This window comes from Cellulosimicrobium sp. 22598 (genome assembly GCF_052044445.1).
GTDB lineage: Bacteria > Actinomycetota > Actinomycetes > Actinomycetales > Cellulomonadaceae > Cellulosimicrobium > Cellulosimicrobium cellulans_G.
On sequence record NZ_JBQEMZ010000012.1, the window covers coordinates 43,433 to 67,051 of the forward strand.

Below are 23,619 nucleotides of genomic sequence, written 5' to 3' on the forward strand. Positions count from 1 at the left end.
GCCGGGTTTCCCGGCGAAGGTAGCGTGTCCGAGCGGCCTAAGGAGCACGCCTCGAAAGCGTGTGTGGGTGAAAGTCCACCGTGGGTTCAAATCCCACCGCTACCGCCACCCGAAGAGCCTCATCCGCGGAATTTTGCGGCTGGGGCTCTTCGTTCGTCCCGGCCTCGCGTGAACGGTGAGGACTTCCCCGCCGGAGCCGGTGAGTGTCCTCAGAGCCCGACCTGCCTCGCTGCGGCGCGCAGCGCGTCGGCGGACTGGTGCAGCGCGGTGAGCTCGGCGTCGGACAAGGGTGTCGGCAGCAGGGTCCCGGCGCCGTCGTGGCTGACCATGGTCGGGACGGAGAGGCACACGTCGTCGAGGCCTCGGTAACCGTTCAGGAGCGAGGAGACCGGCATGACGCGGTGCTCGTCGTTGGTGATCGCCTCGACGACGCGGGAGGCGGCGAGGCCGATCGCGTAGGCGGTGGCGCCCTTGCCGGCGATGATGTCGTAGGCGGAGTGGACGACGTCGTGCGCGATGGCCCGGCGCACCTCCTCGGTCAGCGGCTCCCGGCCGTCGAACGGGTCGAGGTCCAGGAGCGGCACGCCGCCGATCGTCGCGGACGACCACAGGGGCACGGCGGTGTCACCGTGCTCGCCGGCGACGTAGGCGTGCACGTTCTGCACGGCCACGCCGACGTGGTCGGCGACGAGATACCGGAACCGTGACGAGTCCAGCACCGCGCCGGAGCCGAGGACCTGCGCGCGCGGCAGTCCGGAGTACTTCAGGGCGGCGTAGGTGACGACGTCCACGGGGTTGGTGACCATGAGGTAGACGGCGTGGGGAGCTACCTCGACGAGCTGGGGCATGAGCGTGCGCGCCAGGCCGACGGTCCGGGCGGCGAGGTCGATGCGCGTCTGCCCGGGTTGCTGCTTGGCCCCCGCGGTGACGACGACGACGTCCGCGTCCGCGCAGACCGCGACGTCGTCGGAGCCCTCGACGCGCGCCATGGGCATGAACTGGATGCCGTGGGCGAGGTCGAGCGCCTGGGCGCGGACCTTGGCCGTGTCGACGTCGTACAGGACCACCTCCCGCGCCGCCCCACGGATCAGGACGGCGTACGCGAGGGTCGCGCCCACCGACCCGGCGCCCACCACCGCGACCTTCGCGGTCGTGCCCGTCGGGACCGCGCCAGCCCCTGCTCTCGTCTCGCCGGTCTGGATGTCGCTCCGCTCCTGCCTCACCGCAGTCACTCCCTCGTCGCGTGCGTCGCATGAGAAGTACGGGCCGCTTCCAGGCTAGGACGTCTCGGCGGACGGCGACGGGGGAGCGTGCGACCGGCCCCGCGCGGAGCCGGCACACGCCTGCTCCTGGACGGGCGTCCACGGGCCGCGGGTCGACCGTCCGACAGAAACGCCCACGAGCGGGCGATTTTCGTTCGGACCCTGGCGTAAACACCTCCTGTCCAGGTAAGTTGCAGGAGACCGAACAAATCCCGGGATCCCCAGCCCGGGCCGAAGAGCAACGAGGCCTTCATGAACGATCGATCGACACCCAGCGCGGCCTCCTCGGGCCGCTCGCTCGCCAAGACCTCGCCCGCACCGACCGCCCGCTCGCGCGTGGTCGCCGCCACCGCCGTCGTCGGGGCGCTCGCCCTGACCGTGGCCACCTTCGCGTCGCCCGCGGTGGCGGCGTCGCAGCCCACGGCGAAGCCGGCGGCCTCCGTCGCCGGGCCGTCGGACATCAACGGGTTCCGCAGCGTCGGCTACGTCATGGCCGACTCGCGCGTGACCCGCGACTTCCACGTGGCCGACCTCGTCCGCACCGGCGCGATCGAGGACCTCACGCACATCAACTACGCCTTCGGCAACGTCACGACCGACCTCGTGTGCGACATCGCCGACGTCCCCGGCGAGGGCGACCCCCTCAACGACTTCGTCGCGGAGGTCGCGGCCAAGGACTCCGTCGACGGCAAGGCCGACAAGCCCGGCCAGAAGCTCGCCGGCAACTTCAACCAGCTCAAGAAGCTGAAGGCCGTCAGCCCCGACACCAAGATCCTCATCTCGCTCGGCGGCTGGACCTGGTCCGACAACTTCTCCGAGGCGGCGTCCACGGCCGAGGGCCGCACCGCGCTCGTCGACTCGTGCCTCGACCTGTACATCGACGGCAACCTGCCGGTCGTCGACGGCAAGGGCGGCCCGGGCGCCGCGGCCGGCATCTTCGACGGCATCGACATCGACTGGGAGTGGCCGGTCACGGGCGGGGAGACGGCGAACGCCCGCCCCGAGGACAAGGAGAACTTCCTGCTCCTCATGGAGGAGTTCCGCACCGCGCTCGACGCGCGCGGCGCGGCGAACGGCGAGGACTACCTCCTCACGGCGTTCGCGCCGGCGGGTGGCTGGAACGCGGGCCAGGGCGGCTGGCTCGACCCGCGCCTGTTCGCCGTCGTGGACTTCCTCAACGTCCAGGGCTACGACTTCCACGGCGGCTGGGTGCCGAACCAGACGGGCCACCAGGGCAACCTGCACCCCGACGGCACGCAGAACTGGGGTCTCGGGCTCGACGGCGCGCTCGGCATGTACGTCAACGCGGGCGCCGACCCGTCGCAGGTCAACGCGGGCCTCGCGGCGTACGGCCACGGCTGGTACGGCGTCGAGGACGGCTCGCAGGGCTGGCAGCCCGCCGCGGGCTACGTCGGTACCAAGACGTACGCCGAGCTGCGGTCGTTCGACGGCGAGCAGTACTTCGACCCGGAGATCGGCGCGAGCTGGCTCTACGACGGCGACCAGTGGTGGAGCTACGACGACCCGGCGTCCGTGACGGCGAAGGCCGAGTTCGTCGCGACGCAGGGCTACGGCGGCGCGATGTGGTGGGACCTCTCGGGCGACTACCGCAACGAGCTGGGTGACGCGCTGGGCTCGACGTTCCGCGCGGCGACCCCCGGTCCCGGCGTGGCCGACGAGTGCGCGGTGCCCTGGTACGGCACGGGCGTCTACACCGGTGGCGAGGTCGTCTCGCACGAGGGCTCGGAGTACAAGGCCCAGTGGTGGACCCGTAACCAGGAGCCGGGCGCGTCCAACGTCTGGAAGAAGATCGGTCCCTGCGGCACGGCGCCCGAGGTCGAGGTCGCGGACTGCGCCCCGGCATGGTCGCGCGAGGCCGTCTACACCGGCGGGCAGACCGTGTCCCGCGCCGGGGTCAACTACACGGCCCAGTGGTGGACCCAGCGCGAGCTGCCCGGGTCCGTGACGTGGGGCTCGTGGGACCCGGTGGGTCTCTGCGCGTGATCTGACGGGTCGTCCGGGCGCGCGCATCGCCCGGACGACCACCGCACGACGACGGCGGGCCCGGTCTCAGGACCGGGCCCGCCGTCGTCGTTCGGAGACAGGCGCACCGACCAGGCCGCTACCTCGCGGGACCATGCCTCTACCTCGGCCGACCATGCCTCTACCTCGCGGACCAGCCCTCTACCTCGGGCGACCGGGCCTCTACCTCGGGCGACCGGGCCTCTACTTCGCGCGACCAGGCGTCTACCTCGTCTGGCCAGGCCTCTACCTCGCGCGGTGGGCGTCGCCCTCAGCGCTGCGCGCGGGCGTCGCGGCGCAGGTAGTTCCAGGCGAGGATGCAGCAGACGATGCCGTTGATCAGGCCCACCACCACGTCGGCTGGGCCGTGAGCGCCGCGGTAGAGGCGGGACAGGCCCACCGCGAGCGGCACGAGGCAGCACAAGATCGTGACGACGACGCGCAGGACGGGGTGGGCGATGCGCTGCGCGAGCAGGGCGAGGGTCAGGTAGAACGCCGCGGACGCGCCGGTGTGGCCGGAGGGGAAGCTCGACGTGGGCGGCGCCTCGTCGAGCCGCGAGACGTCGGGGCGCTCGCGCCCGACGACGATCGACGACGTGAGGAAGATCAGCGCCTGGAGCGCGACGGCGAGCGCGGGCACGACGGCGAACCACCACTGCCGCGTGCGCCACCAGACGAGCGCGATGGTGAGCACCGTCCCGCCGATGATGAACTCGGTGGTCCCGATCAGCGAGAACAGGTCGGTCACGGTGTCCCAGAAGGGCGTGCGCCGCTGCTCGAGCCACCGGTTCACCCCGACCTCGCCGGGCAGGTCGCCCAGCGGACCGGTCACGAGGAAACCGGTCGCGACGATGAGGACCCACAGGACCGCGCCGGGGAGGAAGGCCCGGAGCCCGACGTCGCGCAGCACCTCCTTCGCGGTGGGTCGGGTCGTGTCGAGCTCGTAGCGGTGCACGAAGGGATGCATCAGACCTCGTTCCTGGGAGCGGAGCCGGAAGAGCGGGCGGACCGGGCGGACGTCCACCCGTGGTAGCCGACGGCGGACGCCCCCGCGACGGCGCCGCCGAAGAGGATGCCGCCGACGACGTCGGACGGGTAGTGCGCGCCGAGCAGCACGCGGTCGGCCGCGGTGACGAGCGCCAGCGCGGTCGCACCGCCGACGACGGCGACGCGGCCACGACGGCCGAGCAGCGGCCAGACGAGCACCGTGAGGCTCACCCCGACGGCGGCTGCGTTCATCGCGTGCCCGGAGGGGAAGCTGGACCCGGGCACGACGGTCACCGCGTCCTCGACGACGGGACGCGCGCGATCGACGAGCTCCTTCGCGCCGAGCCCGAGCGCCCACGCGCCCCAGATCGTCCCGGCCGCCCAGGCTGCCCGCGTCCCGAGGCCGTGGCGTCGCCACGCCCAGAGGCACACGCCCATCGCGGCGAGGTTCATCCACCGCGCGGCGAGCACCTCCTGCCCCACGAGCAGGGTGCGCTCGAACGCGGGCCGCTCGCCGGTGAACCCGGTCGCCGCGGCGACGGCGGCGCGGTCGGCCCCGACGACGAGCCCCGACTCCGCGCGCACGAGCCACGCGAGCACGAGCACCGGGACGGAGGCCGCGATCCCGTACGCCGCGGCTCTCCCCAGCGCGCGCCTCCTGGCACGCCCGAGCGAGCGGCGCAGGGCAGGGTCGGCGGGCACCCCCGGACGGTAGCCGGGGCTACGGCCGTACGCCCGTGGAGAGGGGGGCGGTCCGTACCGACGGCCCGATCGTCGGCGGGGCTATTGCCGCACGCCCGTGGAGAGGGGTGTCAGCCCGAGCGGCTCAGGCGGGCAGGGCCGCGACCGCCTCGATCTCGACGAGAGCACCGGGCCGGCCGATCCCCACCCGGAGGACCGTCACCGCCGCGGGGTGCGGACCCCAGACCTCGCCGACGGCGGCGAAGCCCGCCATGAGGTCGGCCTCGGGGTCGAGGTAGACGGCGAGCCGCGCGACGTCCTGCGGCCCCGCGCCCGCTTCCGCCAGCACGGCGAGGACGTTGCGCAGCGCCTGCGCGGTCTGGGCCGCGATGCCGCCCTCGACGATCGCGCCCTCGGCGTCGGTCCCGTTCTGGCCGCCGACGTAGAGCGTGCGGCCGGTCTCGACGATCGTGCCCTGGGAGAAGGCCGGGTTGCGGTGCAGCCCGGCTGGGTTGAGGTGCGTGACGCTCGGCGTGGTCATGGTCGTCCCTCCTGCGGTCTGGTCCTGAGGCGACCGACGCTACGCGCGGCCACCCACAGGCCCGCGGCGGGCAAGGAGCCCGGCCCTCGCCTCCACCCAGGACCACGCCGGGCAAGGAGCCCGATCCGCCCCCACCCAGGACCACGACCCGCCCCCACCCAGGACCACGACCCGCCCACGATGAAACCCGGGGCACGGCCCCGACGGGCCGTCCCGCCGTCGGCTGTGTAGGAAGGAGGGGTGAAGCAGTCAGCAGGGCTCGTGCTCTACCGGTTCCGTGACGACGTCGTCGAGGTGCTCCTCGGGCACATGGGCGGACCGCTGTGGGCGCGCAAGGACGCGGGCGGCTGGACGATCCCCAAGGGCGAGGTGGAGCCCGGCGAGGACGGTCACGCCGCGGCGCTGCGCGAGTTCGCGGAGGAGCTCGGCGTCCCGGCCCCGGCGGCGGAGTCGCCCGACCTCGACCTCGGCACCGTGCGTCAGCGTGCGGGGAAGCTCGTCGCGGCGTGGGCACGCGAGGCGGACCTCGACGTCGCGGCGATCTCCAGCAACACGTTCGCGCTGGAGTGGCCGCCGCGCTCCGGGCGGATGCAGGAGTTCCCCGAGCTCGACCGGGCCGGCTGGTTCCCGCTCGCACGGGCTCGCGGCCTCGTCGTCGCGGGCCAGGTCCCGCTGCTCGACCGCCTCGAGGAGCGGCTGGCGGACGCTCACGACCCTGCCGTCGAGCCGTAGGCTCCGGGCGTGGCGCTGTATCACTACGGGCTCTCGAAGCCGCCGCGCGACCAGCGACGACGCCGCTGGTGGGCCGTCGCGGTGCTGGTGCTGTGCGCTCTGGTCGGCCCCTTCGTCGTGGCGGGCGCGGTCCAGGCCTGGCTCGCGGGCGACGTCGCCGAGGCCCTGATGCTGACCCTGGTCTCGATCCTCTGCCTCAATGGGGTCGGGAGCGCGGTCTGGGGGTTCGTCGACTCGTTCCGCGGCGAGCGCCCGCCGGACGGCGGTCCGGGTCAGCCCAGCAGGTAGGGCGCCGCGGCGAAACCGGCGACGAGGCCGACGAGCACGACGGCGGCGGCGGACAGGTGCGAGTGCCGCGCGCGGCTCGCGGTGCGGCGGGCTGCCTCGGTCACGGTGGTCATGGCGGTCCTCTCGTCGGGGTGGTTCCAGGGAGAGAGACCGCGCGCGACGCGATCCATGACGCGGTTCCGGCCGACCTCGGCGCGATCTGCGTCACACCGCGGCGACCGGAACGCGCCGACCCTGGTGCAGCATCGTGCACCAGGGTCGGGTGGTTCGCTCGGGCAAGCGCGTGCGGCGGGGTCTTGCGTGCCCGACGAGGGCGTCAGGCGCGCAAGATCAGCGCGTCGCCCTGACCGCCGCCACCGCACAGCGCCGCCGCGCCGACGCCGCCGCCACGGCGCTTCAGCGCGAGCGCGAGGTGCAGCGCGAGGCGGGCGCCGGATGCGCCGACGGGGTGGCCGAGCGCGATGGCGCCGCCGTCGGCGTTGACGACGTCCGCGTCGATGCCGAGGTCGGCGACCGACTGCAGCGCGACCGCGGCGAACGCCTCGTTGATCTCCACGAGGTCGAGGTCCGCCGCGGCGACGCCCTCGCGCTGCACGGCCGCCTCGATGGCGCGCGCGGGCTGGGAGTGCAGCGAGTTGTCGGGCCCGGCGACCTGGCCGGCGGCCCCGATCTCGGCGAGCCAGGGCAGCCCGTTGCGCTTCGCGAAGGCGCGGCTCGCGACGACGACCGCCGCCGCGCCGTCGGACAGCGGCGAGCTCGACCCGGCGGTGATGGTCCCGTCCTGCACGAAGGCCGGGCGCAGCCGCTCCAGGGCCTCGAGCGTCGTGTCGGCGCGCACGCCCTCGTCGTGCTCGACGACGACCGGCTCGCCCCGCCGCTGCGGCACCTCGACGGGGGCGATCTCCTCGGCGAGCCGCCCGGCGTCGCGCGCCACGGCGGCCCGCTGGTGCGAGCGCAGCGCGAACGCGTCCTGCTCGGGGCGGCCGATGCCGCGCGTCGCGCAGCCGCGGTCGGTGAGCTCGCCCATGACCTCGCCGCTGAACGGGTCGTTGAGGCCGTCGTGCGTGAGGGAGTCGGCCATCGTCACGTCCCCGAACGCGAACCCGGCGCGCGACCCGACGACGAGGTGCGGGGCGTTCGTCATGGACTCCTGGCCGCCCGCGACGACGACGCTCGCCTCGCCCGTGCGGACCAGCCGGGCCGCGTCGATGATCGCGGTGAGGCCCGAGAGGCACAGCTTGTTGATCGTCACGGTGGGCACGTCCCAGCCGAGGCCCGCGAGGATCGCGGCCTGGCGCGCGGGGCCCTGCTTGGCGCCCGCCTGCACGACCTGCCCGACGATCACCGTGTCGACCTGTTCGGGCGCGACGCCCGCGGCCGCGAGCGCGCCCCGGATCGCGTGCGCGCCGAGCTCGGCGGCCGAGAGCGAGGCGAGCGCACCGCGGAAGCGCGCGAACGGGGTGCGCGCGCCGTGCAGGAGGACCGGGGTGACCTCGTCCTCGGGGGTGACGGCGGCGACGTCGGGCAGGGGGCTGACGGCGGTGCTCATGGGACTCCGATCCGGGGAGGGCGAGGAGACGGGGCGAACAGGAAGGAGCCCCGGCGCCGCGAGGAGGGGCGAGCGGCGCCGGGGAGCAGGGGGAGGGCGTGCGCCCTCGGGACCGTCAGACGAACGCGGAGACGCCCGTGATGTCGCGCCCGACGATGAGCGCCTGGACTGACTCGGTGCCCTCGTACGTGTGCAGGGCCTCGATGTCGGCGAAGTGCCGCGCGACGCGGTTCTGGAGCAGGATCCCGTTGCCGCCGAGGAGGTCGCGCGCGCTCGCCGCGACCTCACGGGCCCCGCGCGTGCACGTGTACTTGGCGAGCGACGCCTGCGGGCCGGTGAGCGTCCCCGCCTCGTCGAGGCGCGTCATCTGCGCGACGAGGAGCTGGAGCTGCGTGATCGTCGAGAGCATCTTGGTGAGGCGCTCCTGGACCATCTGGTTCGCGGCGAGCGGGCGCCCGAACTGGACGCGCTGCGTCGCGTACGCGACCGCGGCCTCGTAGCAGGCCACCGCGTGCCCGACGGCGGCCCACGCCACCCCGAGGCGTGTCGCGAAGAGCACGCGCGAGGTGTCCTTGAACGACCGCGCGCCCGGCAGGGCGTTCTCGGCGGGGACGAACACGTCGTCGAGCACGACGTGCGCCTGCCAGATCGCGCGGAGCGACACCTTGCCGGTGATGGTCGTGCCCGTGTAGCCGGGGGTGTCCTGCGGCACGACGAACCCGTGGACCTGGTTGTCGGCTCCGTCCTCGGCGTCGCCGACCAGCCGCGCCCACACGACCGTGATGTGCCCCGACGACCCGTTGCCGATCCACTTCTTCTCGCCGTTCAGCACGTAGCCCTCGACGCCGTCGCGCGTCTCCTTGCGCGCCGTCGTCTCGAGCGAGACGGAGTCCGAGCCGTGGGTGGGCTCGGTGAGCGCGAACGCGCCGAGGATCTCCCCGCGCGCCATGGGCTCGGCGTACCTCGCCCGCTGCTCGCCGGAGCCGAGCATCTGGATGCTGCGCAGCGCGAGACCGCCCTGGACGCCGCAGATCGTCGCGACGGAGCCGTCGCCGCGCGACATCTCCATCGCGGCGAGGCCCGCGCCGAGCAGGCTCACGCGCGGGCGGCCCTCGACGTCGACGCCGTCGCGCAGGAGGTCGAGCTCGCCCATGCGCTTGACGAGGTCGAACGGGACCTCGGCGCGCTCCCAGTAGTCGTCGATAACCGGGAGCACCTCGTCCTGGACGAACTGCCGGACGCGCTGCTGGTGGGCGCGGTCCTCCTCGGTCGCGTCGGCGAACGCGCCGGCGTAGTCGAGGTCGAGCGGGGTCGCGAGGTCGTAGGTGGGCTCGGTGACTCCGGGCATGATCGGGGTGGTGGGCATCGGTGCTCCCCTGGGAGGGCGGCTGGGGTCGGTCGTGCGCGACCGGCTCCGGCGCGGGTTCCCGGGTGCGGGCCCGGCGTCGGCGGCGGTCTCTCCCATAGTGCAGCGATACCCGGTATCAGTCAATCTGAGACGGCGTATCGCACCGGATCCACGGCGCCGTGCGATCTCGCGACCTCCGTCCTACCGTCGAGAGATGGCACTCGACCTGTTCGTGACGATGCACGTGCGCGACCACGACCCCGCGCGCGACTGGTACGTGCGCCTGCTCGGGTCGGACCCGACGTTCGTCGCGACGCCCACCGAGTCCGTGTGGGAGCTCGCCGAGCACCGGTGGCTCGTCGTCGAGCAGGTGCCCGAGCACGCCGGCCACGGCGTCGTCACGGTGTTCCGCGACGACGTCGACGCGTTCCTCGCCGCGGCGTCGGGCCGGGGCATCGAGCCGGACCGCCGCGAGACCTACGACGGCGGGGTCGTGAAGACCGTGTTCCGCGACCCCGACGGCAACGAGATCGGGCTCAGCGGCGCGCTCCCGTCGTCGTAGGGTGCGCGCGTGACGACGACGGCCGACCGGGTGACCTGGGACGACGACGCCTCCGCGGGCGCGTGGATCGCGCCGCGCCTCGGGGAGTTCGGCCCGCGCGTCGACGGCACGGTCCCGCGCGGCTACGCGGCGTACGCGTGCGTCCCGCACCCGGGCTGGGACGACGACGTCACGCTCGCGACGCGGACCGACGCCCTGGCCGCGGCGCTCGCACCCTTCACGGGCGACCAGGCGGTGCACCTCGCCCTGTGGACGGGCCACGCGTTCCTCTACGACCACGGCACCGACCCGCGCGCGAGCTCGGGCGTCGCGCCGCTCGTCGGGTGGCCCGAGGACGAGCCGCGGCCGACCCCCGAGGAGATCGAGCGCGCGGTCGCCGAGGCGTGGGAGCACCTCGCGCCGACGCTCGTCGAGCGCCCGGCCGCGCCGATGCTCCTGCTCCCGCACCGCGAGTACCACCTGTGGACGGGCACCCTCGCCGACGTCGGCGCGTTCCGCGACCACGAGCAGCCGCCCAACCTGTGGTGGCCCGAGGACCGGTCGTGGTTCGTCGGGACCGAGATCGACGCCGCCGCGACCTACGTGGGCGGGAGCGACGCGCTCGTCGAGGCGCTGTGCACGGACCCGGCGCTGCGCGCGAGCCGCGCCGCGCCGTCGGACCGGATGCTGTTCGAGGACTGACCCGCGGCTGCCCCGGCCGCAGGCACCCGGGTCAGGCGGGCGCGCCTGCCGCCTCGGCCTCGGCCGTCGCGCGCCGGTTGACGCGCCACCACACGAAGAACCCGACGAGCGTGAACGCGCCGTAGAACACGTACATGAACGCGGACGCGTAGAACCCGGCCGAGACGAGCAGCGGCACGCCCACGACGTCCACCGCGACCCAGATCAGCCAGAACTCGACCCAACCCTTGGCCATGCCGTACGTCGCGAGCAGCGAGCCCATGAAGATCCACGCGTCGGCCCAGACGGGCTCGTACGACTCGAGCGCCCGGAACAGGGGCGTGAGCAGCGCCGTCCCGCCGACGAGCGCGACGAGGAGGAACGCGCGCTGGCGCCACGACGCCCAGCGCGGCACGACGGCGACGCCGTGGCTGTCGGCGTCGGTCTCGCCGAGCCGGGCCTGGGTCCGGCGCCACTGCACCCACCCGTACACCGACACGACGACGAACATGACCTGCCGCCCGGCCTGGCCGAGCAGGTTGACGGGGTTGGGCGTCGCGAAGACCGCGCCGAGGAACACCGTGAGCAGCAGCAGGTTGCCGACGATGCCCACCGGCCACGCCCACACCTTGCGCCGCATGCCGCCCAGCGCCGACGCCAGGCCGAACCCGTTGCCCACGATCTCGCGCCACAGCAGGTGCTGGTCGCCGATCGTCAGCTGCGCGTCGAACAGCGCGTGGATCAGGTCCATCGGATGTCCTCGTCCTCCCGGGCACGCGTGCTCCGGGGTGAGGGGGCGGCGGGGCCGGACCACGAGGGCCCGACGACGTCGCTCACCACGGCGAGGCCGCGCCCCGTCGCGCGGGCTCGCGAGAGCCCGGCCGAGGAAGGCCGCGCCGCACGTGCTTCCTCCCATCCGGACTGTCACCGTCGGTCCTGGAGTTCCACCAGGTCAACCGCGCGTGGGCGCGGGTCGCGGACTGTCACCGCCGGCTCGGAATTGCACCGACCCCGGAGCACGTTCGTGCGTACTGCGTTCTGCAACCGCTGATGCTACCGGCGCATTCCCCGACGCCGCGCCGACCGGTCACTCGATACGCGACATCGGCACATCCGACCGAGGTCGGCAGTCGCGATGACCGAACTCGGCAGAAGCTGCCGATCTCAGCCGGTCACGCGAGCGCGTCGCGGACGGCGCGCGCGACGTCGTCCGCGACGCCCTGCGCGTCCGCGTCGGCGTCCACCACGGTCACGACGACGCGGCGCGCCGTGGGCGTGCCGTCCCCGCTGCGCTCCTGGGCGGCGCCGTCGGGCGCGGCGTACCGGCCGACGGCGGCGCGGCGCAGGTCCGCGAACGCCTCCTCGAGCTGGGGGCGCAGGTCCTGGTCGGGGGAGCGCAGCCACCGGCGCAGGAGCGCGTTGTGGACGGCGACGACCGACGCGGCGAACGCGATGGACGCGGTCGACCGGCGCTCGTCCGGCGGGAGCGCGTCGCGCAGGTACGCGGTGAAGGCGCGCTCGTAGCGGTGCGTCGTGACGAGCTCGCGGTCGCGCAGCGCCGGCACCTGCTGGAGGAGCTGCCACCGCGCGAGCGACGTCTCCCGCTGCCCGACGTGGTGGTCGAACACGAGCCGCGCCGCGCGGCAGACCTCGACGTACGGGTCGACGGCGGGGTCCGGCGTGAGCCGGCCCTCCGCGTCGGGCACGGGCCGCGTCGCGGCGAGCATGACGACGACCTCGTCGAGCAGGAGCTCGTGGTCCGCGAAGACCACGTCCTCCTTGGAGCCGTAGCGGCGGAAGAAGGTGGCGCGGCTGACCTGGGCGGCGTCGGCGATCTCCTCGACGGTCGTCTGCTCGTACCCCTTGCGGGTGAAGAGCTCGATCGCTGCGTCGACGGCCTGGGCGTGGGTGCGGCTGCGGACGTCGGTCATGCACCGGACGGTACACCGGTCCCGCTCGCGCGCCCCTTCCGGCCGAGCGCCGACGCTCCCTGCGGTCGTCCCCCGGGCCCGAAGGCCCGCACTCGGCCGTGGCGACCCCGTGCGGCCGCCGGCTGGACGTTGGCCGGGCGCGTGCCGTGGGCAGCGGCGCCCGTGGTTCGACGGTAGACCTCCGAAGCGCCCGCGTCGATGGGCGGAGGGGCTGAAAACGGTGGCCGTCCACAGGCTGCGTGGCCGTCCACAATCCCGGTGCCCTGCCCGGCGTCGGATGACACCATGGCGCCCATGCTCGTGACCCTCGCCGCGACGGCGTCCCCGGGGACGCTCGACGACGCCACCGACCTCGGGTTCCTGCTCCACAAGCACCCGGACCGCGCCCAGGTGTTCGACCTGCCCGTGGGCCGCGCGCACGTGTTCTACCCCGAGGCGACGGCGGCGCGGTGCGAGGTCGCGCTGCTGCTCGAGGTCGACCCGGTCGGGATCGTGCGGAACAAGCGCTTCGGTGGCGGCGACGCCTTCGCCCTCGCGCAGTACGTCAACGACCGGCCCTACGCCGCGTCGTCGATGGTCGCGGTCGCGCTCGGCAAGGTGTTCGCGACGGCGATGGCGGGCCGGTGCGACGCCCGGCCCGGGCTGCCCGACGTCCAGCTCCCGCTGGACGTGCACGTCCCCGCGCTGCCGTGCCGGGGCGGGGCCGACCTCGCGCGGCGGCTGTTCGAGCCGCTGGGCTGGCGCGTCACCGCGACCGCGGAGCCGCTCGACCCGGCCGTCCCGGCGTGGGGCGCCTCGCGGTACGTCGACCTGCGCCTGCGCGGCACGCGACGGCTCGCCGACGCGCTCGCGCAGCTCTACGTGCTGCTGCCCGTGCTCGACGACGCGAAGCACTACTGGGTGTCCACGGACGAGGTGGACAAGCTCGTGCGCGCGGGCGGCGGCTGGCTCGCCGACCACCCCGAGCGCGCGCGGATCCTGCGCCGCTACCTCGCGCACCAGCGCCGCTACGTCGAGGACGCGACGGCGCGCCTCGCCGCGCTCGACGGCGCCGCGCCCGCGGACGTGGCCGAGCCCGACGGCGAGGTCTCGCCCGACGGCGCGACGTCACCCGGGGCGGACGTGCCGGAGCCGCCGCTCGCCCGGCAGCGCGCGGACGCGGTGCTCGGGGTGCTGCACGAGGTCGGCGCGAGGACCGTCGTCGACCTCGGCTGCGGCGAGGGCATGCTCCTGCGCCGGCTCGCCGCCGACCGGACGTTCACGCGCGTCCTCGGCACCGACGTCTCCGCGCGCGAGCTCGAGCGCGCGGCCGCCCGGCTGCGCCTGCACGACGCGAGCGACGCCGAGCGCGAGCGCGTGCGCCTGCTCCAGTCGTCCCTCACGTACACCGACGACCGGCTCACGGGGTTCGACGCCGCGGTCCTCATGGAGGTCGTCGAGCACGTGGACCCGTCGCGCCTCGACGCGCTGGCGCACGCGGTGCTGGGGCACGCGCGGCCGCGCACCGTCGTCGTGACGACGCCCAACGCGGAGTACAACGTGCACTACCCGAACCTGCTCGACGGGCCGGGCGGGAGCCGGGTGCGGCACCCCGACCACCGGTTCGAGTGGACGCGCGCCGAGCTGCGCGCGTGGGCGGGCGCCGCCGCGGAGCGGTACGGGTACGCGGTCGAGCACCGCGACGTCGGACCGCTCGCGCCGGACGTCGGGGCGCCCACGCAGCTGGTGGTCCTCACGCTCGTGCCGGAGGGGGCCGTCGTGCACGACGTGCCGACCGCGGCAGGAGCCGACACGCGCGAGGGGGAGGAGGCCCGATGAGCGAGCGGACGACATCGCGGACGAGCGAGCCCGCGGCCGAGAACACGACGGAGCACGCGGCCGAGAGCGCGGGACCGACGCGCGACCTGCGCGTCCCCGCGTCGAGCCTCGTGGTGCTCGTCGGCGTCTCCGGCTCGGGGAAGTCGACGTTCGCGCGCGAGCACTTCGGCCCGTACGAGACGGTGTCGTCGGACGTGTGCCGCGGCCTCGTGTCGAACGACGAGAACGACCAGGCGGCCACGAAGGCCGCCTTCGAGGTGCTCGAGACCATCGTGTCGAAGCGGCTCGAGGCGAACCTGCTCACCGTCGTCGACGCGACGAACGTGCAGCGCGAGGCCCGCAAGACCCTCGTCGCCCTCGCGCGCGCCCACGACGTGCTGCCCGTCGCGATCGTCCTCGACGTGCCCGAGAAGGTCGCGATCGAGCGCAACGCGGCACGTGCGGACCGCGGGTTCGGCGCGCACGTCGTGACGCGGCAGCGCGCGGCGCTGCGGTCGTCGCTCAAGAGCCTGCAGCGCGAGGGGTTCCGCACCGTGCACGTGCTGCGCGGGGAGGAGGAGGTCGCGGCCGCGCGGGTCGTGCGCACGCCGCTGCTCACCGACCGTCGCGACGAGCACGGCCCGTTCGACGCGATCGGCGACGTGCACGGCTGTCTCGACGAGCTCGTGGCGCTCCTCGGCGAGCTGGGGTACGCCGTCGTGCGCGACGACGCGGGCCGGCCCGTCGACGCCGCGCACCCCGCGGGCCGTCGCGCGATCTTCCTCGGGGACCTCGTCGACCGCGGCCCCGACTCCCCGGGCGTGCTGCGCCTCGCGATGGGCATGGTCCGGGCGGGCCACGCGCTCGGGGTGCCGGGCAACCACGAGCACAAGCTCGTGCGCGCGCTCGGCGGGCGCGACGTCAAGGTCTCCCACGGCCTCGAGACGACGCTCGCGCAGCTCGCCGAGGAGCCCGAGGAGTTCCGGCGCGAGGTCGCGGAGTTCTGCCGCGACCTCGTCTCCCACCTCGTGCTCGACGACGGGCGCCTCGTGGTCGCGCACGCGGGACTCAAGGAGTCCTACCAGGGCCGGGCGTCCGGGCGGGTGCGGAGCTTCGCGCTCTACGGCGACACCACGGGCGAGACCGACGAGTTCGGCCTGCCCGTGCGCTACCCGTGGGCGGACGACTACCGCGGCCACGCCATGGTCCTGTACGGGCACACGCCGACGCCCGAGGCCGAGTGGGTCAACAACACGATGTGCCTCGACACGGGGTGCGTGTTCGGGGGGAGGCTGTCCGCGCTGCGCTACCCGGAGAAGGAGGTCGTGCAGGTGCCGGCCGCGCGCGAGTACTACGCGCCGGCGCGCCCGTTCCTGCCGGAGCGCTCGGACGGCGCGCCGGTGCGCGGGCCCGACCTGCTCTCCGTCGCCGACGTGCTCGGGCGGCGCGCCGTCGAGACCGCGACGCACGGGCGCGTGACCGTCGGCGAGGAGCAGGCGGCGGGGGCGCTGGAGGTCATGAGCCGGTTCGCCGTCGACCCGCGGCTGCTGCTGTACCTGCCGCCGACCATGAGCCCGGTCGCGACCTCGACCCTGCCCGGCCTGCTCGAGCACCCCGAGGGCGCGTTCGCCGCGTACGCGCGCGACGGCGTCGACCGGGTCGTGTGCGAGGAGAAGCACATGGGGTCGCGCGCGGTGCTGCTCGTCGCGCGCGACTCGGGGACGGCGGACGGGTCGCGCGTCGTCGCGGAGCGGTTCGGGATCGACGCGCCCGGCGCGGTGCACACCCGCACCGGGCGGTCGTTCTTCGACGAGCCGACGACGGCGCTGCTGCTCGGGCGCGTCGCCGCGGCCCTCGACGCGGCCGGGACGTGGGACGCTCTCGGCGCAGACTGGGTGCTGCTCGACGCCGAGGTGCTGCCGTGGTCGCTCAAGGCCGACCAGCTCCTGCGCGACCAGTACGCGAGCGTCGGGGCGGCCGCACGGGCGGTCATGCCCGCGGCCCTGGCGGCCCTCGCCGCGGCGGAGGCGCGGGGCGTCGACGTGGGCGACCTCCGGCGTCGGACCGCGCGGCGGTCGACCGACGCCGAGCTGTTCGTCGAGGCGTACCGGCGCTACCGCTGGGACACGGGCGCGGCCGTGGACGGCGACGCCGCGCCCGACCCGCTGCGCGGCGTGCAGGTCGCGCCGTTCCAGGTGCTCGCGAGCGGGACGTCCGCGCGAGCCGGGTCCGCGGAGTCGCCCGGCACGACGTACGCCGAGCGAGACCACCTGTGGCACCTCGACGTCGCGGACCGGCTCGTCGCGGCGGACCCGGCGCTGTTCCGCACGACGCGGCGCGTCGTCGTCGACCTCGCCGACGACGCGTCGCGCACCGAGGGGACGGCCTGGTGGGAGGAGCTCACGGCGGCCGGCGGCGAGGGCATGGTGGTCAAGCCGGTCGCCAACCTCGTGCGGCGCCGGGGCGCTCCCGGGAAGGGCGGCGGGCTCGTGCAGCCGGGGCTCAAGGTCCGCGGCCGGGAGTACCTGCGCATCATCTACGGCCCCGAGTACACCGAGGAGCGCAACCTCGAACGGCTGCGCGAGCGGTCGCTCGGTCGCAAGCGGTCCCTCGCGCTGCGGGAGTACGCGCTCGGCCTCGAGGCGCTGGACCGGGTGGCGCGCGGCGAGCCGACCTGGCGCGTCCACGAGCCGGTGTTCGCGGTGCTGGCGCTGGAGTCGGAGCCCGTCGACCCGCGACTGTGACGGCGACGACGGCGGGAGGCGTGCGGGGCGTCAGCCGCCCATGAAGGCGTTCATCGCGAGGACGGAGAAGAGGACCGCGGCGCCGAGCACCGCGACCGCGACGAGCCAGCCGTTCGCCCGCTCGACCGGCGGGACGGCCGGGCGCTGCGCGGGGTCGGCCTCGCGCCGTCGGGCACCGCGACGCGCCGTGAAGCGCAGGCCGCGCGCGGCCGCACGGGCGGAGGACTGCTGGGGGGACGGCTCGGGGAGCTGCTCGCGGGACGCAGCGTCCCGGGCTGGAGTCGGGGTCGTCACGGGCGGAGCACCTCCGGAGGTCTCCGGCGCCGCTGCCCGACGCCGTGCCGCCAGTCTTCCCGTCGACCCGTCCCTGGCGCGTCGCCCGTCCGGTGGATCCTGCGGTCCACCGGGGTGCGACCTCCGGATGACCCGCCTACTCGGAGAACCGCTCCGAGGCGCCGTCCGGCGGGTCCAGGTGCGCGGGGAGCGCCTGGATGTCGTCGAGATCGAGGGGCGCGTGGTCGGGGAGGGACGGGATGCTCCCCGGAGGCACTCGTGCCGGCAGGGACTGGATACCGTCGAGGTCCGGGGGCACGGGGGCGCGGTCGGGCAGGGAGCGGACGGGACCGATGCCGTCGGGCACCGGCGCGGGCAGCGCCACGATGTCGTCGAGGTCCGGCCGAGCGAGAGGCTGGGGAGAAGGACCCTTGTCGGGGTCGAAGGGTGCGCAGACCTCGAGCTCGAACGGGGATGCAAAGCCGACGCGAAGGATCGACGGGAGCGCCCACCCGTCCGAGGGGCCGGTCGGTGCGCTCGAGGACTCCTGCTGGGCGGCGTTGTGGCGAAGGGTCGTCGAGAGGTGGTCGACGACGAGCGCCGCGGCGCTCAGGCGGGGTGCGAGCTCCTCAGCCCACGACGTGCGGAAGGCGTCGCCGTCCGGACCCGACCAGGACGTGGCGCGCACGGCCGTGTCGAGCACGTGGCGGGCGTCCTCGAGCAGTCCGCGGGCGTCTGTCGCGCGCGCGGCGAGGTTGCGCAGCTCGGCGGGACTGCTTCCCCAGAATCCTGACATCGGGCGTCCTTCGTCGTGTCCTCGAGCGAGCGTGGTCGCCGTCGACGCTAGCCGGACCGGCGAGCACGCACGATGGGGAGACCTCCCCCCGTGCCTGAGCCCACCGAGGTCCGGGACCGGTCCGGAGTCGGCTCGCACACGGCTCGGACCTCAGCGCGGCGCGTTCTCCTGGTAGCGGGGTCGGCCGCCGCGTGCGGCGCGCTGGAGGTAGCGGACCTCGCGCAGCGCGACGGCGGCGGCGACGAGGAGCGGGAACCACGCCCAGACGCGGCCGCGCAGCACGAGGACGAGGCACACGAGCGCGACGGCGATCCCGCCGAAGACCGTCCCCACGCTCGCCCAGCGCACGCCCGTGCGCACCTCGTCGGCACGCTGCCACCAGCGCCGCAGGCGCTCGCCGAGGCCGGGTCGCGGGGTCGGGGCCGTGCTCACGGGCGGGCCTCGCGGGCGAGCGCCACGCCCTCGATGCTGCGCACGGCCATGCGCAGCGCGTCGGCCCGCGTCGCCTCGCCCTCGTCGTGCATCGCCCACGCGTTGAAGAGCATCCACCAGAGCGTGCGGACGAGCCACGCGACGCTGAGCTGGTCGTCGAACACGCCGTCCGCCTGGCCGCGGCGCAGGAGGTCGCGCACCGGCTCCTCCACCGCGTCGGACTCCGCCCAGAACTCGGGCTCGCCGCCGGACAGCTCGTTGAACAGCACCATGTACCAGGGGCCGAGGTCGAAGTACTCGAACGCGAGGCGGCGCAGCGCGGACGCGGGGGCGCCGTCGTCGAGGCGGGCCGCGGTGATCGCGGCGCGCGTGCGCTCGACGGCCTCGGTCCCGATCGCCTCGACGAGGTCGGCCCGCTCGGGGAAGTAGCGGTGCAGCGTCGTGCGCCCCACCTGCGCGGCCTGGGCGACGTCGCCGAGCGACGCGGACTTGTCCGTGCTGAGCACGGCGACCGCGGCGTCGAGGATCGCGCGCCGCGTGCGCGCGCGGGTGCCGCTCTCCGCGGGCGCGCCGTCGCGCGCCGCTGCGAGGGCCGGCGCGGTGGTGGCGTCCCGCGCGCTGGTTCGTGCCGTCACGCGGCCCACGATAGCCCTCCGCGCAGTGGAACACCTCTTGCCACTAGTGGAACAGGAATGTTCCACTAGTGGGCACGCCCGTTCCGCTGCTGTGTTTCGCCCGCGTCAACCACAGTTGACACGAGAGAGGATGTCAACCATGGTTGACGCCATGCCCACGACTGACGCCACCGGCTCGCCGACCACGACGCCCGCCACGCCCGACACGCCCACCGGCCCGTTCCTCCCGCGGCTCAAGGTGCTCGGGGAGTTCGTCCGACCGCACCGCCGCACGCTCCTGCTCGGCCTCGTCCTGGGGCTGGGCACCACCGCCGCGGCGCTCGCGACGCCGATGGTCACCAAGTGGGTGCTCGACACCCTCGGGACGGGAGAGTCGCTGACCCCGGCCGTCCTCACGCTCGTCGGGCTGCTCGTCGTGGGCCTCGTGCTCGGGCTGTGGCAGTGGATCCTGCTCGGCACGCTCGCCGAGCGGGTCGTGCTCGACGCGCGGTCGTCCATGGTCCGGCGCTACTTCCGCGCGCGGATCGGTGCGCTCACCGGGCGCCCGACCGGCGAGCTCGTCACGCGCGTCACGTCCGACACCGTGCTGCTGCGGGAGGCCGCGTCGTCGAGCATCGTCAACCTCGTCAACTTCGCCGTGTCCCTCGTCGGGACGATCGTCCTCATGGGCGTGCTCGACATCGTGCTGCTCGGCACGACGCTCGGCGCGATCGTCGTCATCGCGGTGCTCGTCGGCGCGCTCATGCCGCGGATCGCGAAGGCGCAGGAGAAGGCGCAGGAGTCGCTCGGCAGCCTCGGCGGCACGCTCGAGGGCGGCCTCCGCGCGATCCGCACCATCAAGGCCAGCCGCGCCGAGGGGCGCCAGATCGAGCGGGTGCTCGACGACGCGCAGGCGTCCGCGCGGCACAGCGTCCGGGCCGTGCGGACCGAGGCGGTCGCGTGGACCATCGCGGGCGGCGGGATCCAGCTCGCGATCATCGTCATCCTCGCGCTCGGCGCGTGGCGCGTCGACGAGGGGCTGCTCGCGGTGTCGAGCCTCGTCGCGTTCCTCCTCTACGCGTTCCAGATCGTCGAGCCCGTCACCGGCCTCACCATGAACGTCACGCAGCTCCAGGCCGGCATCGCCGCCGCGGGACGCATCAGCGAGGTCCAGTCGATCGAGCCGGAGGAGGACGACGACGTCGCTCGGCCGGCCCGGGCGGGCGCCGCGGCGCTGGACCCGGCCGCTGCGGAGGCGACTCGGGAGGCCGTGGCGGGCGCGACGTCGGGCACGGACGGGACCGCTGCCGGGACGCCGCGCCTCTCCCTGCGGGGCGTCACGGCGCGCTACCTGCCCGGCGGCGAGCCCGTCGTCCGCGACCTCGACCTCGACGTGCCCCACCGGGGGCAGGTCGCGATCGTCGGGCCGTCGGGCGCGGGCAAGACCACGACGTTCTCCCTGCTGCTGCGGTTCCTCCAGCCCGAGTCCGGGCAGATCCTCCTCGACGGCGTGCCCTACGACGACCTCACGTTCGACGACGTCCGGCGCCGCTTCGCGTACGTCGAGCAGGAGACGCCCGTCGTGCCGGGGACGATCCGCGAGAACCTCCTCCTCTCCGACCCCGGTGCGACCGACGAGGCCATGTGGGCCGCGCTCGCGAAGGTCCGGCTCGAGGCCAAGGTGCGCTCGCTCGCCGAGGGCCTCGACACGTCCCTCGTCGGGACGACCGTCTCGGGCGGCGAGCGGCAGCGCGTCGCCCTCGCGCGCGCCGTCCTGCACGCGCCCGACGTCCTGTTGCTCGACGAGGCGACGGCGCAGGTCGACGGGCTCACCGAGGCCGCCGTGCACGCCGTCATCGAGGACCTCGCGCGCGACCGCGCCGTCGTGACGATCGCGCACCGCCTGTCGACCGTGATCGACGCCGACCTCATCCTCGTCATGGAGGACGGACGCGTCCGCGCCCGCGGGACGCACGCCGAGCTCCTCGCGACCGACGAGCTCTACCGCGAGCTCGTCGCCGCCTTGCGCATCGCGACCGAGGAGGCCGCCACGTCGAGATAGCGGGTGCGATGAGTTCCGGGTGCGCGCGCGGTCGGAGGTGGCGTCAGGTGTGGACGACGGCGGTCGCGGCTCGTGCCGACCGCGGAGGGTGAGGGCGGCATGGGGAACGTGACGTGCGACGTGGCGGTGTCGGTGGACGGGTTCTCGTCCCGGCCTGACCAGACGGTGGAGCACCCGTTCGGAGAGGGCGTGGACCTGCATCGGTGGATGTTCGAGACGGCTGACGAGAACCGTGCGGAGCTCGACGCGATCCTCGCCGCCGGTGCGTACGTCATGGGCCGCAACATGTTCACCCCGGGCCGCGGCGAGTGGGACCTCGACTGGCGCGGGTGGTGGGGTCCGGAGCCGCCGTACCACGGGCCCGTGTTCGTGCTCACGCACCACCCGCGCGAACCGCTCGTCATGGAGGGCGGGACGACGTTCTTCTTCGTGACCGACGGCATCGAGTCCGCCGTCGCGCAGGCGCGGGAGGCCGCGGGCGACCGGGACGTCTCCGTCGCCGGCGGCGCCGCGACCATCAACCAGGCGCTCTCGGCCGGGCTCCTCGACGAGCTCCGGCTGCACGTCGTGCCGCAGGTCCTCGGGCACGGGGACCGCGTGCTCGACGGCGTCCCGCCCCTCGCGCTCGAGACCGTCGCCGTGCGCGCCGCGTCGCTCGTCACGCACGTCACGTACCGGGTGCTGGGGCCGCTCGGCTGACGGCCCGTGTCGGGGTCGCGGTGCCTCAGTCGAGCACGGCGAGCAGGAGCGGCGCCGCGACGACGAGCACGACGACCGCCCCGACGACGAGGACGCGCCGCCACGGCCCGGCGCCCTCCGCCGCGCGGCGGGTCCGGGTGCGGTCGGTCCACGCCGCGCCGTCGTACCAGCGCTCGCTGCCCGACCCCGGTGCGTCCGGGTACCACCCCGCCGGTGCCTTGCGCATGTCGCCTCCTCGCGTCACGGACCGTGAGCCCCTCCGTACGGACCTGTGTCACAGCAGCCCCACCTCTTTCACGCAGCAGAGGCCGGCGAGGTTCCCTCCGGCCGCGAACCACCGTCACCGCGGCGCCGTGGTCGACGGCGGTGGCTCGCCTCCGGGCGGGATCGGAACGGTCAGAGACCGGCGACCTGGGCCGCTCCGTCGGTCGCGATCTGCTCGAAGACGCGCTGGTCGGCGGCGAACTGCGTGCCGGGGATCGGCCGGTGGACGACGATCTCCGTGATCCCCGCCTCCGCGTACCCGCGCGCGGTCTCGACGAACGCGTCGACCGACGCGAGCGCGGGGTCAGGCGTGAAGCCGGTGAGCAGGATCCGCTCGACCGACGCCGCGTCGCGACCGGCGTCGGCGCACGCGGCCTCCAGCCGCTCCACCTGGTCGCGGACCGCCGCGCGGGACTGCGCCGGGGTCGCGTCGTCGCCCAGGCGGCCGTCGCCCGTCGTCACCCACGCCTGGCCGTAGCGCGCGGCGAGCCGCAGGCCGCGCGGGCCGGTCGCGGCGATGGCGAACGGCACGCGCGGGGACTGCACCGGACCGGGGATGGTCCGTGCCTCGTGCGCGCGGTAGTGGCCCTCGTCGTGCGTGACGGCGGGCTCGGTGAGCAGCCGGTCCAGCAGGACCGTGAAGTCGCGCAGACGGTCCGCCCGCTCGCGCGCGGACCACGGCTCTCCGCCGAGCACCGCCGCGTCGAAGCCGGTCGTGCCCGCACCGAGACCGACCGTGATCCGGCCGCCCGACAGGTCGTCCAGCGTCATGACATCCTTCGCGAACGTCACCGGCTCACGGAAGTTCGGCGACGACACGAGCGTGCCCAGGCGTACCCGCTCCGTCGCGCCCGCCGCGGCGGCGAGCGTCGGGACGGCGCCGAACCACGGCCCGTCGCGGAAGGTCCGCCACGACAGGTGGTCGTACGTGTAGGCGGCGTGGAACCCGAGGTCGTCGGCCTCGCGCCACACGTCGCGGCCCTCACTCCACGGGTAGATCGGCAGGATCACGGTGCTCACGCGCATGGTCGCCAGCCTAGGGTGGGGGCGTGATCCAGCACACCGTCGCCTTCCGCCTCGTCCACCCCGCCGGCAGCGCCGAGGAGGCCGAGTTCCTCGGCACCGCGCGCCGCACGCTCACCGCGATCCCGGGGGTGCGGGACTTCACGGTCTCGCGCCAGGTGAGCGCCAAGAGCCCGCTGACGTTCCAGTTCTCCATGGTGTTCGACGACGACGCCGCGTACGCCGCGTACGACGCCCACCCGGACCACCGCGGGTTCGTCGCCGACCGCTGGGTGCCCGAGGTCGCGGAGTTCCAGGAGCTCGACCTCGTCCCGCTCGCCGACTGACTGCATCGCCGCCCGGTGCCTTCGCC

At 74.6% G+C, this 23,619-nt stretch carries 25 protein-coding genes, 1 tRNA gene and 1 riboswitch; of the genes, 11 read left to right on the top strand and 15 right to left on the bottom strand.

The window, feature by feature from the left end; genetic code table 11:
• The first annotated feature begins 18 nt into the window (after positions 1–18).
• Positions 19–108 (top strand) — tRNA-Ser (locus ACTJIY_RS14075).
• A 101-nt stretch (positions 109–209) separates the two neighbouring features.
• Here ACTJIY_RS14075 and ACTJIY_RS14080 read toward each other — a convergent pair.
• The gene (locus ACTJIY_RS14080; RefSeq protein ID WP_440674701.1) at positions 210–1,223 is read right to left on the bottom strand and encodes an L-lactate dehydrogenase; all 1,014 of its coding nucleotides are present in this window, start codon (positions 1,221–1,223) and stop codon (positions 210–212) included.
• Between the two features lie 291 nt (positions 1,224–1,514).
• Between ACTJIY_RS14080 and ACTJIY_RS14085 the strand changes: the two genes are divergently transcribed.
• The gene (locus ACTJIY_RS14085) at positions 1,515–3,266 is read left to right on the top strand and encodes a glycosyl hydrolase family 18 protein (RefSeq protein WP_440674700.1); all 1,752 of its coding nucleotides are present in this window, start codon (positions 1,515–1,517) and stop codon (positions 3,264–3,266) included.
• Positions 3,267–3,555: 289 nt separating this feature from the next.
• Here the strand turns inward: ACTJIY_RS14085 and ACTJIY_RS14090 are convergent, their stop codons facing one another.
• The 3 genes from ACTJIY_RS14090 to ACTJIY_RS14100 all read right to left on the bottom strand — a co-directional run bounded on the left by ACTJIY_RS14090 (position 3,556) and on the right by ACTJIY_RS14100 (position 5,493).
• Entirely contained in the window at positions 3,556–4,251 is a 696-nt protein-coding gene (locus ACTJIY_RS14090; RefSeq protein WP_440674699.1) for a phosphatase PAP2 family protein, read from the bottom strand.
• Positions 4,251–4,973, bottom strand: a complete 723-nt coding sequence (locus ACTJIY_RS14095; RefSeq protein ID WP_440674698.1) for a phosphatase PAP2 family protein — start codon at positions 4,971–4,973, stop codon at positions 4,251–4,253. The genes ACTJIY_RS14090 and ACTJIY_RS14095 overlap by 1 nt, the downstream gene beginning before the upstream one ends.
• 124 nt (positions 4,974–5,097) lie before the next feature.
• Complete coding sequence (locus ACTJIY_RS14100; protein ID WP_087470003.1) at positions 5,098–5,493, bottom strand: RidA family protein; 396 nt, start codon at positions 5,491–5,493, stop codon at positions 5,098–5,100.
• A gap of 240 nt (positions 5,494–5,733) precedes the next feature.
• Here ACTJIY_RS14100 and ACTJIY_RS14105 point away from each other — a divergent pair, with 240 nt between their 5' ends.
• Together ACTJIY_RS14105 and ACTJIY_RS14110 are read left to right on the top strand one after the other, a co-directional pair.
• On the top strand, positions 5,734–6,225 hold the full coding sequence (locus tag ACTJIY_RS14105; protein WP_440674697.1) for an NUDIX domain-containing protein: 492 nt from the start codon (positions 5,734–5,736) through the stop codon (positions 6,223–6,225).
• Positions 6,226–6,234: 9 nt separating this feature from the next.
• Positions 6,235–6,513, top strand: coding sequence for a hypothetical protein (locus tag ACTJIY_RS14110; RefSeq protein ID WP_440674696.1), 279 nt, complete (start codon positions 6,235–6,237; stop codon positions 6,511–6,513).
• Here ACTJIY_RS14110 and ACTJIY_RS14115 read toward each other — a convergent pair.
• From ACTJIY_RS14115 to ACTJIY_RS14125, 3 genes are all read right to left on the bottom strand, one after another.
• Entirely contained in the window at positions 6,498–6,626 is a 129-nt protein-coding gene (locus tag ACTJIY_RS14115) for a hypothetical protein (protein WP_290445535.1), read from the bottom strand. The genes ACTJIY_RS14110 and ACTJIY_RS14115 overlap by 16 nt on opposite strands.
• Positions 6,627–6,829: 203 nt before the next feature.
• Positions 6,830–8,062 (bottom strand): acetyl-CoA C-acyltransferase, encoded by a 1,233-nt coding sequence (locus tag ACTJIY_RS14120; RefSeq protein ID WP_440674695.1) that lies wholly within the window; start codon positions 8,060–8,062, stop codon positions 6,830–6,832.
• Between the two features lie 115 nt (positions 8,063–8,177).
• Positions 8,178–9,428, bottom strand: a complete 1,251-nt coding sequence (locus ACTJIY_RS14125; RefSeq protein ID WP_440674694.1) for an acyl-CoA dehydrogenase family protein — start codon at positions 9,426–9,428, stop codon at positions 8,178–8,180.
• A 196-nt stretch (positions 9,429–9,624) separates the two neighbouring features.
• Here ACTJIY_RS14125 and ACTJIY_RS14130 point away from each other — a divergent pair, with 196 nt between their 5' ends.
• Entirely contained in the window at positions 9,625–9,972 is a 348-nt protein-coding gene (locus ACTJIY_RS14130) for a VOC family protein (protein ID WP_253054060.1), read from the top strand.
• A gap of 9 nt (positions 9,973–9,981) precedes the next feature.
• A complete protein-coding gene (locus ACTJIY_RS14135; protein ID WP_440674693.1) occupies positions 9,982–10,653 on the top strand; it encodes a hypothetical protein in 672 nt (223 codons plus the stop codon).
• Positions 10,654–10,684: 31 nt separating this feature from the next.
• Here ACTJIY_RS14135 and pnuC read toward each other — a convergent pair whose 3' ends face one another.
• The gene (pnuC, locus tag ACTJIY_RS14140; protein WP_353708326.1) at positions 10,685–11,383 is read right to left on the bottom strand and encodes a nicotinamide riboside transporter PnuC; all 699 of its coding nucleotides are present in this window, start codon (positions 11,381–11,383) and stop codon (positions 10,685–10,687) included.
• Between the two features lie 148 nt (positions 11,384–11,531).
• Positions 11,532–11,655, bottom strand: a riboswitch (FMN riboswitch).
• A gap of 149 nt (positions 11,656–11,804) precedes the next feature.
• Positions 11,805–12,563 carry a TetR/AcrR family transcriptional regulator gene (locus ACTJIY_RS14145; RefSeq protein WP_253054054.1) on the bottom strand — a complete coding sequence of 253 codons (759 nt, stop codon included), beginning with the start codon at positions 12,561–12,563 and terminating at the stop codon, positions 11,805–11,807.
• 294 nt (positions 12,564–12,857) lie between these two features.
• On the opposite strand from ACTJIY_RS14145, the gene ACTJIY_RS14150 reads away from it, so the two are divergent.
• Positions 12,858–14,381, top strand: coding sequence for a 3' terminal RNA ribose 2'-O-methyltransferase Hen1 (locus ACTJIY_RS14150; protein ID WP_440674692.1), 1,524 nt, complete (start codon positions 12,858–12,860; stop codon positions 14,379–14,381).
• Complete coding sequence (locus ACTJIY_RS14155; protein ID WP_440674691.1) at positions 14,378–17,104, top strand: polynucleotide kinase-phosphatase; 2,727 nt, start codon at positions 14,378–14,380, stop codon at positions 17,102–17,104. The genes ACTJIY_RS14150 and ACTJIY_RS14155 overlap by 4 nt, the downstream gene beginning before the upstream one ends.
• Before the next feature lie 30 nt (positions 17,105–17,134).
• Here the strand turns inward: ACTJIY_RS14155 and ACTJIY_RS14160 are convergent, their stop codons facing one another.
• The 4 genes from ACTJIY_RS14160 to ACTJIY_RS14175 form a co-directional block, all read right to left on the bottom strand.
• A complete protein-coding gene (locus tag ACTJIY_RS14160) occupies positions 17,135–17,398 on the bottom strand; it encodes a hypothetical protein (protein ID WP_440674690.1) in 264 nt (87 codons plus the stop codon).
• 136 nt (positions 17,399–17,534) lie between these two features.
• Complete coding sequence (locus ACTJIY_RS14165; RefSeq protein ID WP_440674689.1) at positions 17,535–18,173, bottom strand: WXG100 family type VII secretion target; 639 nt, start codon at positions 18,171–18,173, stop codon at positions 17,535–17,537.
• Between the two features lie 150 nt (positions 18,174–18,323).
• Positions 18,324–18,605: a hypothetical protein gene (locus ACTJIY_RS14170; RefSeq protein WP_353708331.1), complete on the bottom strand. Its 282-nt coding sequence runs from the start codon at positions 18,603–18,605 to the stop codon at positions 18,324–18,326.
• Positions 18,602–19,240 (bottom strand): TetR/AcrR family transcriptional regulator, encoded by a 639-nt coding sequence (locus ACTJIY_RS14175; RefSeq protein WP_353708332.1) that lies wholly within the window; start codon positions 19,238–19,240, stop codon positions 18,602–18,604. The genes ACTJIY_RS14170 and ACTJIY_RS14175 overlap by 4 nt, the downstream gene beginning before the upstream one ends.
• A gap of 151 nt (positions 19,241–19,391) precedes the next feature.
• On the opposite strand from ACTJIY_RS14175, the gene ACTJIY_RS14180 reads away from it, so the two are divergent.
• The gene (locus ACTJIY_RS14180) at positions 19,392–21,281 is read left to right on the top strand and encodes an ABC transporter ATP-binding protein (RefSeq protein WP_440674688.1); all 1,890 of its coding nucleotides are present in this window, start codon (positions 19,392–19,394) and stop codon (positions 21,279–21,281) included.
• A 99-nt stretch (positions 21,282–21,380) separates the two neighbouring features.
• Entirely contained in the window at positions 21,381–21,980 is a 600-nt protein-coding gene (locus tag ACTJIY_RS14185; RefSeq protein WP_253054040.1) for a dihydrofolate reductase family protein, read from the top strand.
• A gap of 25 nt (positions 21,981–22,005) precedes the next feature.
• On the opposite strand, the gene ACTJIY_RS14190 is transcribed toward ACTJIY_RS14185, so the two are convergent.
• On the bottom strand, positions 22,006–22,206 hold the full coding sequence (locus ACTJIY_RS14190; protein WP_440674687.1) for a DUF2510 domain-containing protein: 201 nt from the start codon (positions 22,204–22,206) through the stop codon (positions 22,006–22,008).
• Between the two features lie 170 nt (positions 22,207–22,376).
• Positions 22,377–23,270: an LLM class flavin-dependent oxidoreductase gene (locus ACTJIY_RS14195; protein WP_439157669.1), complete on the bottom strand. Its 894-nt coding sequence runs from the start codon at positions 23,268–23,270 to the stop codon at positions 22,377–22,379.
• A 23-nt stretch (positions 23,271–23,293) separates the two neighbouring features.
• Between ACTJIY_RS14195 and ACTJIY_RS14200 the strand changes: the two genes are divergently transcribed.
• Positions 23,294–23,593: a Dabb family protein gene (locus ACTJIY_RS14200; protein WP_253054032.1), complete on the top strand. Its 300-nt coding sequence runs from the start codon at positions 23,294–23,296 to the stop codon at positions 23,591–23,593.
• Positions 23,594–23,619 lie beyond the last annotated feature (26 nt).